13 protein-coding genes are annotated in these 15,450 nt (G+C 58.6%); 8 read left to right on the top strand and 5 right to left on the bottom strand.

Annotated elements, in window-relative coordinates:
* Positions 1 to 83: 83 nt before the first annotated feature.
* Positions 84 to 329 (top strand): hypothetical protein, encoded by a 246-nt coding sequence (locus HMPREF3011_RS01770; RefSeq protein WP_005510313.1) that lies wholly within the window; start codon positions 84 to 86, stop codon positions 327 to 329.
* Entirely contained in the window at positions 330 to 722 is a 393-nt protein-coding gene (locus tag HMPREF3011_RS10890) for an RNA-binding S4 domain-containing protein (RefSeq protein ID WP_016422972.1), read from the top strand. It abuts the gene before it with no gap.
* Here HMPREF3011_RS10890 and HMPREF3011_RS01765 read toward each other — a convergent pair.
* The 3 genes from HMPREF3011_RS01765 to HMPREF3011_RS01755 all read right to left on the bottom strand — a co-directional run bounded on the left by HMPREF3011_RS01765 (position 670) and on the right by HMPREF3011_RS01755 (position 6,045).
* Positions 670 to 1,836 (bottom strand): GTP pyrophosphokinase, encoded by a 1,167-nt coding sequence (locus HMPREF3011_RS01765; protein WP_070841046.1) that lies wholly within the window; start codon positions 1,834 to 1,836, stop codon positions 670 to 672. The two genes, HMPREF3011_RS10890 and HMPREF3011_RS01765, sit on opposite strands and share 53 nt — an antisense overlap.
* Entirely contained in the window at positions 1,826 to 4,288 is a 2,463-nt protein-coding gene (gene treY, locus HMPREF3011_RS01760; RefSeq protein ID WP_070841045.1) for a malto-oligosyltrehalose synthase, read from the bottom strand. Before treY ends, HMPREF3011_RS01765 begins: the two co-directional genes overlap by 11 nt.
* A gap of 113 nt (positions 4,289 to 4,401) precedes the next feature.
* A complete protein-coding gene (locus HMPREF3011_RS01755; protein ID WP_070841044.1) occupies positions 4,402 to 6,045 on the bottom strand; it encodes an exonuclease domain-containing protein in 1,644 nt (547 codons plus the stop codon).
* Positions 6,046 to 6,368: 323 nt separating this feature from the next.
* Between HMPREF3011_RS01755 and HMPREF3011_RS01750 the strand changes: the two genes are divergently transcribed.
* The gene (locus tag HMPREF3011_RS01750; protein ID WP_005510305.1) at positions 6,369 to 6,611 is read left to right on the top strand and encodes a HigA family addiction module antitoxin; all 243 of its coding nucleotides are present in this window, start codon (positions 6,369 to 6,371) and stop codon (positions 6,609 to 6,611) included.
* Positions 6,612 to 6,966: 355 nt separating this feature from the next.
* Here the strand turns inward: HMPREF3011_RS01750 and glgX are convergent, their stop codons facing one another.
* Positions 6,967 to 9,108: a glycogen debranching protein GlgX gene (gene glgX / locus HMPREF3011_RS01745; protein WP_070841043.1), complete on the bottom strand. Its 2,142-nt coding sequence runs from the start codon at positions 9,106 to 9,108 to the stop codon at positions 6,967 to 6,969.
* Positions 9,109 to 9,382: 274 nt separating this feature from the next.
* Here glgX and HMPREF3011_RS01740 point away from each other — a divergent pair, with 274 nt between their 5' ends.
* From HMPREF3011_RS01740 to HMPREF3011_RS01720, 5 genes are all read left to right on the top strand, one after another.
* The gene (locus tag HMPREF3011_RS01740; RefSeq protein ID WP_070841042.1) at positions 9,383 to 10,879 is read left to right on the top strand and encodes a methylmalonyl-CoA carboxytransferase subunit 5S; all 1,497 of its coding nucleotides are present in this window, start codon (positions 9,383 to 9,385) and stop codon (positions 10,877 to 10,879) included.
* Positions 10,880 to 10,902: 23 nt separating this feature from the next.
* A complete protein-coding gene (locus HMPREF3011_RS01735; RefSeq protein WP_070841041.1) occupies positions 10,903 to 12,516 on the top strand; it encodes an acyl-CoA carboxylase subunit beta in 1,614 nt (537 codons plus the stop codon).
* Positions 12,516 to 12,821: a hypothetical protein gene (locus HMPREF3011_RS01730; protein WP_049182113.1), complete on the top strand. Its 306-nt coding sequence runs from the start codon at positions 12,516 to 12,518 to the stop codon at positions 12,819 to 12,821. The genes HMPREF3011_RS01735 and HMPREF3011_RS01730 overlap by 1 nt, the downstream gene beginning before the upstream one ends.
* A 71-nt stretch (positions 12,822 to 12,892) precedes the next feature.
* Positions 12,893 to 13,252, top strand: coding sequence for a biotin/lipoyl-containing protein (locus HMPREF3011_RS01725; RefSeq protein ID WP_016422964.1), 360 nt, complete (start codon positions 12,893 to 12,895; stop codon positions 13,250 to 13,252).
* An 89-nt stretch (positions 13,253 to 13,341) separates the two neighbouring features.
* Entirely contained in the window at positions 13,342 to 14,706 is a 1,365-nt protein-coding gene (locus tag HMPREF3011_RS01720) for a Na+/H+ antiporter family protein (protein WP_070600830.1), read from the top strand.
* A 40-nt stretch (positions 14,707 to 14,746) separates the two neighbouring features.
* Here HMPREF3011_RS01720 and HMPREF3011_RS01715 read toward each other — a convergent pair whose 3' ends face one another.
* Complete coding sequence (locus HMPREF3011_RS01715; RefSeq protein ID WP_246821383.1) at positions 14,747 to 15,415, bottom strand: TetR family transcriptional regulator; 669 nt, start codon at positions 15,413 to 15,415, stop codon at positions 14,747 to 14,749.
* Between the last annotated feature and the right edge of the window lie 35 nt (positions 15,416 to 15,450).

The raw sequence follows: 15,450 nt of genomic DNA, 5'->3' as shown, positions 1-15,450 counted from the left end.
CTTGCTATATCTGTCGGGATTTTTCCCGAATTGTACGTCCTATCGACCTATGCGATGCGTCAGGGCGACCAGAACGCTCTAATATGTACTCCATGAGCTATCTTCAGCCCCAACCTCAGAACCCCATTGAGCTCCGCAAGAACGCGGTGCGAAAGTACTCCCGCAATGCCGTTGTATGGGCAGGCAGCGGTGTCGTCGGCGGTGCAGTGCTCGGACTTCTAGCCGGAAGCATGTCGCTATTCCTCATCCTGGCAGTAGTCGGCCTGGTCGGTGGTTTTCTCAATTGGCAAAAGGTTCAGCGGATCGTCAACTACAAGGATCCACAGTAAATGCCTGCTCAGCAGCAATTGTCTACCGAACCAGTGCGTATCGATGCCTGGATTTGGGCGGTCAGGTTGCTGAAAACTCGCTCATTGGCCGCAGATGCGTGCCGTGGCGGCCACGTCAAAGTCAACGGCGAGGCCGTGAAACCCTCAGTTCTAGTCGTCCCAGGGGACAGAGTGCGATTGTGGGCAAACCACCGCGAACACATTGTTGAGGTCACCAAGACTGTGAAGAAGCGGGTCGGAGCTCCGGTGGCCAGGCAGTGCTATATCGACCACTCTCCGCCACCGCCTCCGAGGGAGATTCTCGCATCGATGCCGATGCGCGACCGCGGTGCCGGGCGGCCTACGAAGCGCGATCGCCGTCAGCTCGATCGTCTTCGGGGACGTCGCTCATAGGCATCCCGGCCTCAGCTAGTTGCTGCAATCGTGCGCGCAAACGAGCTGGTCGGCGCTTCGGGTTATGGCTGGTATCCGCAGTGGCCTTGATGTGCTTGTCGCCGCGAGCCGCTAGTAGCAGGTCATCGATAACACGCACATGGCCTGGGTTAAAGCGGTACTTCATGGCCTTGCTTACCGCGCTGAGACGCTGCGGATTAAGTAGCTCTCGCAGCTGCCCGACAGTGCGAATGCCATTGCGCTCCAGCAGTTCTTCTGCCCAGCCGTAATGCTCTGATTTCGAGCGGGGTGCATCGGGAAGCAACATCGTCAGCACTCCGGGTAGGGTTTCCTCAGTCACCACAATGTCATCGGCTGTGGTCTTCGCCGGAACTGAGGGCTGTTCGCCCTCTCCTTGCGCGGAATCGTCTGGCGTAGATTCCTCCAGCACGGCAACGACCTGGTCGAACTGCTGATCCGCGAGCTCAATAAGGCCAGCGGCCAGTGCAAAAGCTCTATCAATCCGCGGGTCTGTCGCTCCCTCAGGGGCCTTGTAACGAATATCGTGCTCAAACTCCGCCCACGCATGCTGCAGCACAGTGCGCAGTTGCACCTCAAACTGCATATCCGCATATGAAGCTAGCTCTGACGGCGCCGCCGTCGACACCTTGCAGATCAAGTGCTGGGAGCCGTATCCCAACCGGCCGCTGATTCGTGTCTCCGCGGTCTTGTCAATCGTGCGCAGCACAGTTAGCGAATCTCCCAGCGCATCCATAATCGCGGGAATCTCCGTCGAATGGTACGTGGTTACACGCACGCCGATGATGTCGTGGATACCGTGCCACGGGTCAGGGTAGACGTAGCTGCCGTCCGCTTCACGACGCAGGGCCTTCTGCCGCAATGAGCGGAAAGACTTCACCCGCGCCGTGACATTGTCAAAGGCCAAACCGGCATCGGAGAGAATCTCTTTAATCGCATCGACAAAGTCCTGTGCGGCAGTGGGGTGCCGAGTTGCCCACGAGTCGTACTTCGACTGCAGCGCACGTGTAACCTCTCGATCCTCCGCCAACTGAGCCTTGCGGGTCTGCTCGCGGGAATCGTCGGCAAGCGAATCCTTCATCCGATTAGTCGTCATCGTCCTCGCGTACCAGCAGTGCTACTGGGAAGGAGCTGAACAGAGAAGCCACGGCGATGGTGCCCGACCAGGTATGGCCGGTGAAACGGTCGGTCCAGAATCCCTTGGGAAGTGTCACTGTAGTGTCGCCCCAACCGCCTTCGCGCTGCAGCCCCAGCGGACGGCGCGTCACCAGCGCGATAACATCTTCTGGCTCGCCCTTCGGTCCACGTGCTGCACCGACCAGGTGACGCTCGCCCACACCAACGGCGAATACTGGCTGGTAGGCACCGCCGACGAAGGACTCCGGGCGCTCCGCACGCAGCTTCACGCCGTGGTGAGTCACCATCAGCTTTGCGACGTCCGCATCGGCATCCGTAAAGTCCTCCGGCAGCTCAGCTGGGTGCTCTGGACTCTTAGTCACCGACGTGACCTCATCGCGGGCAACCTTATCCAGCGCCGCGACGCGCGCATTGTAGTCGACGAAGCGGCGGTTGTCGGGATCAACCAGGGAGTCCTCGGTGAACTCCGTCCCCTGGTAGGTATCGGGGATGCCGGGGCCGACAAGCTGGAGGAGCTTGCGCGACAGAGACGTGGTCAGGGCAGCGGGCGCAATGGAGCGGACGAACTCTGTGATGGAGTCGGTCAGGGGGCCGTCGAGAAGCGCGTCAATCCAGCTGCGGATGCCGAGTTCGAACTCCTCGACCGGCTCCGTCCAGGAGGTGTGCACATCTGCCTCGCGGACAGCCTTGATGGCGTAGTCGTGGAGGCGTTCGCGCAGTTCATCGGTAATTACGCCGTCGGTCGGCCAGACTCCGATGATGTTCTGCAGCAGGAAGTAGCCGGTGGCATCGTCCGGGGCGGGGGTGATGGCCATCCAGTTGCGAACATTTTCAGCCCAGTCGCCGGAGACATCGGAGAGCTGGAGAATGCGGGCTCGGACATCTTCGCCGCGCTTGGTGTCGTGCGTGGACAGCGTGGTCATGGTTCTTGGCCAGAGGCGAGCACGTTCCGACTGCAACAGGTGGAATTCCGCTGCCGACATACCGTAGCGACCGAGATCACCGCCAACTTCGTTTAGGCTGATCAGGCGACAGGCGCGGTAGAAGGTGGTGTCTTCGACACCCTTTGCCATGACCGCGCCACAGACCTGCGCGAACCGCGTGGCGGCCTCACCACCGGCTACCAAACCTGCCGAAATGAGGTCGAGAGCAAAGACACGCGAGGGGAAACGCGCTGCCATTTCGCCAATGACCGTGGAAGCCACTCGCGACAGGGAGACATAGTCCGAACGGTAGACAGGCATGGCCGCGACCAGCTTGCAGATGGTGTCGATAAGTACCTCATCGCTGACGCTGGTACCGCTGATAGACCAGTTATCGCGGCGCAGGGCACGCGCTAGACGACGGACCTCCGCAGCCAGCTCGTGAGCAGCGACATCGTGCTTGAGAGCCTGTGCGGTTGCTTGCACGGCAGTCTTGTCCCAGGTTGAGCCGGACTGCTGCAGAGCCAACATGCTCATGGCGTCTCGGGAGTCGCGGTTGACGAAGACATTGTCGAACTCACGCAGGGCGTCGTAACCCGTGGTGCCGTCAACCTGGAGCCTCGGATCCAGTGGCTCTTCGGCACCCAGAATCTTCTCGATAACCAGCCACTTGTCATCGCCGAGTAGACGGCGCAGCTCACTGAGGTATCCGAATGGGTTGCTGAGGCCATCCGGGTGGTCAATGCGGACACCGTCAATGATGTCCGCAGCCAGCAGCTCGCGGATGATGCGGTGTGTGTGCTCGAATACCACCGGGTTTTCCTGGCGGATGCCGGCCAGACCGTTGACGCTGAAGAATCGACGGTAGCCAATGACCCCGTCCTTCCAGTACATCAGGCGATAGGCCTGGCGATCATGTACTTCCTGCGGGGTGCCGTCCTCGGTGCCAGGGCGCACCGGGAATGTGTTGTCGTAGTAGCGCAGAAGTGGCTCATCGCCAGAGGTGTCGAGCTCCAGCTTGTCGATATCTTCCGGGGAGCCCAGAATCGGCAACCCCATCTTGCCGTTGGCACCGTTGTCCTCGTGCCAGTCGATGTCGAAGTAGGGCTCGAACTGAGAATCCTTGCCATAGGTCAGAACGTCCCACCACCAGGCATTGAGCTTGGGTTCCTCAACACCGAGGTGGTTCGGTACCAGGTCGATAATGATGCCCAGGCCGGCCTTGTGCGCCACCTGCGCGAGCTTCTGCAGCTCTTCCATGCCGCCGAGCTCCGGGTTCACAGTCGTCGGATCGATGACATCGTAGCCATGGTTCGACTCCGGTACGGAAGTGAGGATAGGCGACAGATACAGGTGTGAAATTCCGAGGTCTGCCAAGTAGCCGACCTGTTCAGCCGCGTCAGCGAACGTGAAAGCGCGCCCGTTTGGATCGGCCTTGGGGCCACGGAGTTGGAGACGGTAGGTGGACGTAATTGGTCGGCGCCTCATGTTCCCCTTTATACCGCCCACCAGGAAAAGCTGCTGCCCGACTGCTGTGGCAGCAGCTAGACCCAGAGCCTGCGCCCGCCGCCCGAATACGAATTTCTTTCCGTGAACGTGGCCTAGAAGGGTGGCATTCCGTCATCGCCGGGCAGGGAAGTGGAACCAAACAACGGAACCGACTCACTGGAGTTGTTTCCGTCGCTGGCGCTAGGTGTCCCTTCCGCAGTGTCTCCTGTTTCGGACGCGCCATCCTCTTCCGGATTCAGCCCGAGTGCAGTAAAGAGCTCCTTCTCGCTCCAAATCTGGATTTCCTGGCCTTCGGCCTGCAGCTGTCGAGCCCTCTTCTCCTTCGACGTCACCGAATCCCACGGACCGGCGACCAATATGGTTGTTTTCTTCGTAACACCCTTATTGATATTCGCACCTGCAAAGGCAATCTTGTCCCACAGAAAACCCTTGTCATACGGTGCAAAATCGCCCGTCAGTGTCACACGCTGCTGGTACAGAAGGCCGCTTGGATCCGCGTCCGGATTCGGGTCTGGAATGGTGTCCGGTGTCTTGGCTGCATCCCATTTCGCATTGCGACGCGGCCGACGTGACGGCGCGGAACTGCGGGACTGCGCACCAGCACTAGCACCAGTGCCCGCGTTGGTTCCGGCTCCAGTGCTGGCGACACCAGACGGGTCATAGCGCACCATCCGCACTCGTCCACTGCCAATCTGGCCCAAGCTCAGCGAGACCTTCTTGCTCAAATCAGCCACCGATGTCGCGTGCTGCTGCTCCATCAACCACAGCGCTACCTCAGCACATGCGACCGCATCCGCCGTCGCATCATGATGATTCTCCAGTGACGCTCCCGCGGCCTCCGCCAACGTCGGCAGCTTCAAGTTGGGCAGCCCCAACTGCATCTGCCGAGCCCACATATAAGTACACGCAAAATTCAACTTTGGTGCCGCGACGCCCTCAGCCCGGCACGCCCGCGACAGGGCTGTGAAATCAAACCGCGCATTGTGAGCAACTACGTCCAAATCCCCGACGATGTCAACAAACTTCGCCAGCTGCTCCGGAAATGACGGCTCACCGGCCACATCTGCTGCCGTGATGCCATGAATCGCGACATTGGCTTCATCAAAATACTCCAACCCCTTTGGCGGACGGCACATCCAGGAATAACGCTCCGTCACCTTCCCGCCACGCACGACCGCAACGCCAAGCTGAATAATCGAGCCGGTGTCTTCGTTCGCTGTCTCTACATCGAACGCGGCAAACGGTGCGATGTCCGACATCGCAACCTCATCCCCCGAAGGAAGCGGCGCAAAAGGCACAGAGTGCTTTACGACGTCGCCCGCGCCCTCAACCACACTCACGCCTTCGGTGACCGCCGCGCGCTGTGCCACCCACGGCATCAACGTGGAAGTAAAAGCATCTGCTGAGCTGTAGAACTCCGGATTCTTGGCCATCTCCGCCATGAGGTCTGCCAGCAACTGCGCTGCTGCCTGGCGATGAGACATCACACGGGCCTTTGGCAAAGCTACTCCGAGGTCTACCGTGCCGGGGAAGAAGCGGTTGGCCGGAGTGTAGACACCGTTTTTACTTGCCGATGCGACCTCGGCAACGTCGGCAAGCGGGAGGGGCTTCGCGGGGTCGGTGCTAGCCGTGTTGATGGTGTGGGTAAGGCGGAGCCCATCTGCGGTAATAGTCACCGTGTCGCCGGTGAGCTCGAAGACGACGGCGGGCTCGGAGGATGGCGTGGTCGTAGTCATGCACTAGATGGTAGCGCCGATGGCGGATTGAGCCTCATAGAGGCTGCGGTACCTGCGGCTGTCGCCGAGTACATGTGGCTTCCGACAATGTGGAAATGCCCACAAAAATAGGAATATTTATGGGATGTTCGGACAGCGGGGGTGTCTGTACCCCTGAAAACCACATGTTTTGGGGGGTTAAATGTCCGGATGCATTTTGAGCGGGCGCTCCTTATACTTTTCGACGAACGGCGGTAACTGGTCGTTCGAGCTTTCGAGCTCAAGCGAAGGGCAAAGCGGAAACAACGTATGCCAGTGAAGCGATGAAATAAGGAGTAAACATTTTGAGCACGCATCCTGTGCACCCTGGTTCTATCTTGAACGATAATTTCCTCGAGCCGCGACACCTCTCTATCTACCGACTGGCTCTTGCCATCGGCGTGCCAAGCTCAACTCTGGAGCGCTTTCGCACCGGCCGCACTGCGGTCACTACTGACCTCGCAAATCGACTGTCCGACTACTTTGACACCGAGCCGGAGTACTGGTTGAACTCTCAGGCGGAGTTCAATATGCGCGCATCTGCGTAAGAAGACTTCACGCCAGCTCGGCTCCCGCGGTGCTGTGTTGACCCAATGCGAGTTACTGACTGCGTTTATGGCTGGCGGCGGTGGGCCGATGCGAGTTACTGACTGCGTTTATGTCAAAAATGGCTCGAAAAATGGCCTGAAAGTGTCATAAACTCATACAGTTTCAAATTTGCAGCCCTCAGTTTTTGCTACTTAACCTTGTTCTGAGTTGAACTCAGAGCCGAAAACCCCTGTCAGTGGAAGAAAGGTCTTCCGTCGACAGGGGATTTTTGTGTAGGAACCAACCCAGGCCCCGGTGCAGAAGCCAACCCAGCTCCAACCCAGGCCCGGGCCCCTACACCCAACGCGGACGCGGCTAGTGTCGCTCGATCAGCACGATGGTCGAACGGGCCGGCACGCGTAGCTCGCCTTCCGGCTCAACGATGCGCTCGCGAGTCGGTCGACCCGTAATCTCTGTGGTGTCGATGATGACTTCCCAGCTGTGTGCGTATTCGGTGCCCGGAATTTGGAACATGATGTCCTCGTGGTGGGCGTTGAAGCACAGGAGGAAGGAGTCATCTTCAATCCGGTGACCTCGGCGATCAGGTTCAGTGATGGCATCGCCGTTGAGCCAGACCATCAACGACTTGCCGAAGTCGAAGTTCCAGTCATCGGTAGTCATGACACGACCCTCATAGGTCAGCCAGGCAATGTCACGATCATCGGTTTCCGCACCGAGCGGGCCACCGCGCAGGAAGCGGCGGCGCCGGAAGACTGGGTGTTCTGCACGCAGTTCAGTCAGGAACTGGGTGTATTCGACCAGTTCAGAGTTAGTACGAGTCTGATTCCAGTCCACCCATGACAAACGGTTGTCCTGACAGTAGACGTTGTTGTTGCCCTTCTGGCCACGTCCCATTTCGTCGCCATGGCTAATCATCGGAGTGCCCTGGGACAGTAGGAGAGTGGTCAGGAAGTTACGATGCTGACGGGAGCGCAGAGAAAGAACGCGCTCGTCGTCGGTCGGGCCTTCCACGCCGCAGTTCCACGAACGGTTGTGGGACTCGCCGTCGCGGTTGTCCTCGCCGTTGGCCATATTCTGCTTCTCGTTGTAGCTGACCAAGTCGTTGAGAGTGAAACCATCGTGCGCGGTCACGAAGTTAATCGACGCAGTTGGGCGGCGGTCATTGTTTGCATACAGGTCCGAGGAACCGGTGATACGCGAAGCGAACTCGCCGAGCGTGGATGGCTCACCGCGCCAGAAGTCACGGATAGTGTCGCGGTATTTACCGTTCCATTCAGTCCACTGCGGTGGGAAGTTACCGACCTGGTAGCCGCCTTCGCCGACATCCCACGGCTCTGCGATGAGCTTGACCTGGCTGACAATCGGATCCTGCTGCACCAAGTCAAAGAAGGCGGAGAGGCGATCCACATCGTGGAATTCTCGAGCCAGGGTGGAGGCCAAATCGAAGCGGAAGCCGTCGACATGCATCTCGGAGACCCAGTAGCGCAGCGAATCCATAATCAGCTGTAGGGAGTGCGGGTGGCGCACGTTCAGGGAGTTACCGGTGCCGGTGTAGTCCATGTAGTGCTGTCGGTCACCCTCGACCAAACGGTAGTAGGCCTCGTTGTCGATGCCTCGGAAGCAGATGGTTGGGCCCATGTGGTTGCCCTCAGCGGTGTGGTTGTAGACCACGTCGAGGATAACCTCAATCCCCGCATCGTGAAATGCGCGCACCATGCCCTTGAACTCGCTGACTGCGCCGCCTGGCTTTTGGGAAGCCGAGTAGTCCTGGTGTGGCGCCAGGAAGCCGAAGGTGTTGTAGCCCCAGTAGTTGCGCAGCCCCTTTTCGCGCAGGTGGTCGTCCTGGAGGAACTGGTGGACAGGCATCAGTTCGATAGCCGTGGCACCAAGGTCCTTGAGGTAGTCAATAATCGCCGGATGAGCGAGACCGGCATAGGTACCGCGTAGCTCCTCCGGAATATCCGGGTGAGTCATGGTCATGCCCTTGACGTGGGCCTCGTAAATCACGGTCTCGTTGTACGGCGTGCGAGGTGCGCGGTCAGCGCCCCAGTCGAAGAATGGGTTGATGACCACGGAGGTCATGGTGTGTCCCAGGCTGTCCTCGGTGTTGCGCTTCGAGTGGTCATGAATGTCATAGTTGAACAGTGATGGGTGACCGTCGAATTCGCCGTCGAAAGCCTTGGCGTATGGGTCGACCAGCAGCTTGTTGGGGTCACAACGCTTACCGTTTGCCGGATCGAATGGGCCGTGTACACGGTAGGCGTAGCGCTGACCCGGCATGATGGACGGGATGTAGCAGTGCCAGATATGCGCATCGACTTCTTCCAGCGCAATGCGTGTTTCTTCGCCTTCGGCGCTAATCAGACAAAGCTCCACCTTTTCCGCAACATCGGAAAAGAGCGCAAAGTTGGTGCCAGCGCCGTCGTAGGTAGATCCGAGCGGGTAAGGCTCACCCGGCCATACTTGATAATCGCCGACTGTATTTGCTTGGTTCATGTGACTACCTTAACCGCTTTGTAAAAAACATGAGCCATTTTCAGTCCCGTGTGGGCGCGCAAACCGTCCTATTCGCCGAGCGCACTTCGCAAAAACGACCCCCAGACAAAAAGTCGAGTTGAACGGTTAAGCGTGTAAAGTTCGCGCGAAAATAAGTATTTAACCCTGCAAGTGGGCAATTTGACACTCTAAACGCACCTTGGTGGGCGCCGAATCCCCAATATTCGCGGTCACCAACGCGCGAAGATTCCCAAAGGCCTTTACTTTTGGAATTATGAGTCCACGAACCATTGGTGTAACGGAAGTAGCGTTCCGAGACGCTCATCAGAGCCTCATGGCAACGCGAATGGCTATGGAAGACATGGTCGATGTCTGTGAAGAAATGGACAAGGCCGGTTTTTGGAGTGTGGAGTGCTGGGGTGGCGCAACCTTCGACGCTTGCATTCGCTTCCTCAACGAAGACCCCTGGGAGCGACTGCGGACATTCCGCAAACTGATGCCGAACAGCCGCCTGCAGATGCTGCTGCGCGGTCAGAATCTCCTCGGCTACCGCCACTACGAGGACATGGTGGTTGACAAGTTCGTCGAAAAGTCCGCTGAAAACGGCATGGACGTATTCCGTGTTTTCGACGCCCTCAACGATCCACGCAATCTCGAGCACGCCATGCGCGCGGTCAAGAACGTCGACAAGCACGCGCAGGGCACGATCTGCTACACGACGTCTCCGCTTCACGACGTCGACGGGTACGTTAAGCTCGCTGGTCGTCTACTGGATATGGGGGCGGACTCCATTGCGTTGAAGGACATGGCAGCGCTGCTGAAACCCCAGCCGGCTTACGACATCATCCGTGGCATCAAGGAAACTTACGGCGAGGACACCCAGATTAACGTCCACTGTCACTCGACCACCGGTGTCACCATGGTGACTTTGATGAAGGCCATCGAAGCTGGTGCGGATGTCGTGGACACAGCAATTTCGTCGATGTCGCTGGGGCCGGGACACAACCCGACCGAGTCGCTGGTGGAAATGTTGGAGGGAACCGACTACACCACCGACCTGAACATGGATAATCTGATCACCATTCGTGACCACTTCCGCAAGGTGCGTCCGAAGTACGCAGAGTTCGAGTCGAAAACCCTGGTCAATACCGACATTTTCATGTCGCAGATTCCTGGCGGCATGTTGTCGAACATGGAAAACCAGCTCAAGGCCCAGGGCGCGGGCGACCGCGTCGAAGAGGTCATGCGTGAAGTCCCGATTGTCCGAAAGGACGCCGGTTACCCGCCGCTGGTGACTCCGAGCTCGCAGATCGTCGGCACGCAAGCTGTGTTTAACGTACTGATGGGACGCTACAAGGTTATGACGGCTGAGTTCGCCGACCTCATGCTCGGCTATTACGGGCAGTGCCCGGGTGAGCGCAACCCAGAGCTGATCAAGCAGGCAGCGGAGCAGACCAAGAAGGAAGAAATCACGGTTCGTCCGGCTGATCTCCTCGAGCCAGAGTGGGACGACCTGGTCGAGCAGGCCAAGGAGCTCGACGGTTACAACGGCACCGCGGAAGACGTCCTGACCAACGCACTGTTCCCATCTGTCGCACCGGGATTCTTCACCACGCGCGGCGAAGGGCCGAAGAACGTCGGTAAGACTGTCGAACAGCTCAAGCGCGAGGCAGAGCAGGCCTCTGGTGCAGCCAATGCCATTCGCGAGCCAATTCGCTACAAGGTCACCGTCGGCGGTCGCTCGCAGACCGTCCAGGTGGAACCCGCCTAGGAACATCGGGAGAAGAGATAGCAATGTCGCAAAGTTCAGCAAACCAGCCGACTTCGGCGGATGCCGTCGCGCCGGGCGTCGACGCCTCGATGGCGGAGCGCCTGGATTATTTGGATGCTCAGCGTCGCCGTGTTGAGGCCGGTGGCGGTGAAGCCCGGCAGGCAAAGCAGCACGAATGTGGGAAGATGACTGCCCGCGAGCGTATCGACAACTTCGTCGACGAGGGCACTTTCCGTGAAACCGGCATGTTCATGACTCACCGCACCACCGACTTCGGCATGGATACCGCCGATGCGCCTGCCGACGGTGTGGTCACCGGCACTGCCGCGGTTCTCGGCCGGGCAGTGCACGTGGCCTCCCAGGACTTCACAGTCATGGGTGGCTCCGCTGGTGAAACGCAGTCCCGCAAGGTTGCAGCCACTATGCGTGCCGCTGCCGACAACGGCACTCCGTTCGTGTTTATCAACGACTCCGGTGGTGCTCGCATTCAAGAGGGGATTGACTCTCTGTCGGGCTACGGCCAGGTCTTTTACAACAATGTCTGGCTGTCCGGTCTGGTGCCGCAGATTTCCATCATTGCAGGTCCATGTGCTGGTGGCGCTGCCTACTCGCCAGCGCTGACGGACTTCATCATTCAGACTCGCAAGGCACAGATGTTCATCACCGGTCCGGGCGTTATTAAGTCTGTGACCGGCGAGGAAGTCACCTCCGAGCAGCTCGGTGGCGCTGATGCGCACATGGCTAAGGCCGGTAATATCGACTTCGTTGCCGACGATGACGAGCAGGCCATCCTAATTGCGCAGAAGCTCTTAAGCTTCCTGCCACAGAACAACACAGAAGAGCCGCCGGTTGTTGATCCGGTATTCGATGCCGAGCCGGATCCAGAGCTCCGCGACATCGTCCCTGTGGACGGCAAAAAGGGCTACGACGTCCGCGAGGTCATCATCCGTATCGCCGACAATGGCGACTTCCTCGAGTGCCAGGCGGGTTTTGCCACTAACCTGGTTGTCGGCTTTGGTCGAGTTCTGGGCCGTACCGTGGGCTTTGTCGCCAACCAGCCGAACGTGATGTCCGGTGTGTTGGACATCAATTCCTCGGACAAGGGCGCAAAGTTCATCCGCTTCTGCAACGCCTTTAATATCCCGCTGGTCACCCTGGTTGACGTTCCTGGCTTCATGCCGGGCGTCACCCAGGAACACGGCGGCATCATCCGCCACGGCGCAAAGATGCTCTACGCATACTCCGCAGCGTCTGTGCCCAAGGTGACCGTCGTCATGCGTAAGGCCTACGGCGGTGCGTACCTGGCGATGTGCTCGAAGGACCTCGGCGCGGACTACGTATTCGCATGGCCGACCGCAGAAATTGCGGTGATGGGCGCAGAAGGCGCGGTCAACGTGGTCTTCCGAAAGGAAATTGTGGCCGCGGGCGACGAGGAAGAGCAGGCGCGCGTGCGCGACGAGCGTATCGCCGATTACAAGACACGCTTCTCGACGCCGTATGTCGCTGCCTCGCGAGGACTGGTCGACGACGTGATTGACCCGGCGGAAACTCGCCTGCGTGTGGCTGACGCACTGTCGGTTCTGCGTAACAAGCGTGAGGTTCGCCCGGCCAAGAAGCACGGATTGGGGCCACAGTAATGTCGGACAGCATCGGTGAGATTAAGGAGCTGCGAGCGCTCGTCGCTGAACTGACCGACCGGTTGGATGCGACCTCGACAAGCTTGCAGAAGGCCACGGCACGCCTGAATCAGGCAGAAAGCGAGTTGGCTGAACTGCGCAAACGCGTGGACGCAGATATCCCCGAGGACACTGTCATCGCCATTTCGGCAGCGGTGTCTGCGTACCTAGGCAATCGCGGCAAGGTGAAGGCAATTCGTTACAACCGCCACAAGACGTGGGCTGCGCAGGGCCGCCAGATCCAGCAGCAGCGCAACCTGCGTTAGTTGGAAATTTTCGATAACCGACTTATTTGAGCCTGACTCATTGACTTTTGCTACGTGAGGATTGTTGAGCCATGAAATTGAAAGTGACTGTCGGCGGCATTGCCTACGATGTCGACGTTGAAGTAGTTGAGGAGCCCAAGCGTCTTTCGCCCATCGTTTTGGGTGGGTCGTCTAGCGCTTCCGTTGAGCCAGCCACCGCTAGTGTCTCGGGTGTCTCCGCCAATTCGGTGGTGGCGCCACTGGCAGGTTCGGTCAGCAAGATTTTGGTCGAGGAAGGCCAGAAGATTGAGGCCGGGGAGGTGCTGCTCATTCTCGAGGCAATGAAGATGGAAACCGAGATTACGGCCCCGGCTGCAGGCACCGTCGGCTCTATTCATGTCGAAGTCGGTGACGCAGTGCAGGGCGGCCAGGGACTCGTCTCGATTGATTAGTCGCATTAGCCGGGGTGTAAAGATTTTGGGGTGAAGTCTTTCTAGCCCCGGTTGCTGGAAATACTTAAGGTTGCCTTAATATTTTCCTTATGAATGCCGTTCTTCTCGCCGTTTTGGTGATGCTAATCCTGGCGGTCTGCCGGGTACACGTTGTGCTAGCGCTGTTTATTGGCGCCTTGGTCGGTGGTCTTTCCGCCGGTATGGGGCTCGATGCCACAATGGTTGCCTTCCAGGAAGGCCTCTCTGGTGGTGCGAAGATTGCCCTGAGTTACGCCATGCTGGGTGCCTTTGCCATGGCAGTGGCGTCCTCTGGGCTGCCCAAATTGCTGGCCGATTGGCTGATTGCCAAGATTGGCACAGAGGATGAAGGCGCTAAATCTAAGGCAGAAGCATGGACCAAGTGGGGTATGGTGGCCGGTATTTTGGCCATGGCGATTATGTCGCAGAACCTCATCCCAGTTCACATCGCGTTTATCCCGCTGATTATTCCGCCACTGTTGCCGGTGTTTAACCGGCTCAACATCGACCGCCGAATGATCACCAGTGTGATGACCTTCGGTTTGATCACCACCTACATGTGGGTTCCGGTCGGATTCGGTTCTATCTTCCTGAACGACATTCTGCTGGGGAATATCGAGAATGCTGGTCTTGATGTTTCCAATATCAACATCATGATGACGATGGGCATCCCGGCTCTCGGTATGTTGTCGGGTCTGGCCATTGCTGTGTTTTTCTCCTACCGGAAGCCACGCCATTACGAAGATCTGCCAATCGCCGAGTCCTCGCGCGTGGAATCCCAGTCTGACGAACCGGTGTCGAAGTACCGAGTCATCGTTGCTCTCGTTGCGATTGTGGTGACCTTCGTCGTCCAGATTGTGATGAACTCTATGGAGACCGATGCCGATCCATTGTTGATTGGTGCGCTCACTGGTCTGGCAATCTTCATGCTTACCGGTGCCGTGCGCTGGCGTGAGGCGGACGACGTATTCACTGCCGGTATGAAGATGATGGCCCTGATTGGTTTCATCATGATCTCCGCACAGGGCTTCGCCTCGGTGATGTCGGAGTCCGGCCAGGTCGAGCCGCTGGTGACCGCCACTGCAGACCTGTTTGCGGGCAACAAGCCTGCCGCTGCATTCGCCATGCTAGTCGTCGGTCTGGTGGTCACGATGGGTATTGGTTCATCCTTCTCGACGCTACCGATTATCTCCATCATCTACGTGCCGTTGTGTTTGTCGCTGGGCTTCTCGCCGATGGCTACCGTCGCCATCATTGGTACTGCAGGTGCTCTGGGTGACGCTGGTTCGCCAGCATCGGACTCGACGCTCGGCCCGACGATGGGTCTCAATGCCGATGGGCAGCACGACCACATTCGCGATTCGGTTATCCCGACCTTCCTGCACTTCAACCTGCCGCTGCTGGCAGCTGGTTGGGTAGCAGCTCTGGTGCTCTAATGCCAGTGTTTGGCTATGACGGCGAATGCTTCAGTGGGGCTTACTGACCTGCGGTTCCCTTAATCCCGGCAACCCCCGCAATTCCGGCGATAAAGAGCTCGGTTCCCAGCACAATGCGCTGGCGACCGAGCTCTTTTGCCTGTTCAGCGGCATCTTCAGAGGAAGCCTTGGCCGCAGCGCCCGTACTAGCGTTGTTCTCGCTATTAGTGTCACCCTTGTCAGATACAGACTTGGCGCCGTTCAGATTAAGCGCGATGGCTGTCTGCTGGTCGACTGTCGCGCCGAGAATGAAATACACGAGGACGGACGCGGTATCAGCCGCTGATGGGGTGCTGATGGAGGTTTCGGGTGCGTTCTCCAGGACGTCGGCAAGCAATTGCTCGGGGCGAATCGTGGCGGTGCCCGTAGCCAGCGCGGCCGAGACGACCTCGGCGCCATCCCGATGAGCGGTGAGGCAGGAGTAGAGCAGCTCGGCGATGGCTTCGGTGTCGGCGCGCCAATCGCCTGTGGCGGAAAACTCTGTGCAGGGAGCCAAGATGCGGTCAGCGACGGCGCCGAGCAGTGCCTGCTTGGAAGGGTAGTGCCAGTACATTGCGCCAGCAGCGGTACCCAAGTGGCGAGTCAGGCGGCGGATTGTGAGATCGCCGAGTCCGTACTCGTTGAGAATGGTAAGAGCTGCGTCGACAATGATGTCCTTGGTCAATTGCACACTGCCTACCGTAGACGAAAGAAGGATCATCTGGA

The organism is Corynebacterium sp. HMSC074C04, from assembly GCF_001838295.1.
Classification (GTDB): domain Bacteria; phylum Actinomycetota; class Actinomycetes; order Mycobacteriales; family Mycobacteriaceae; genus Corynebacterium; species Corynebacterium amycolatum.
This window is presented reverse-complemented; position numbering and strand designations above follow the sequence as displayed.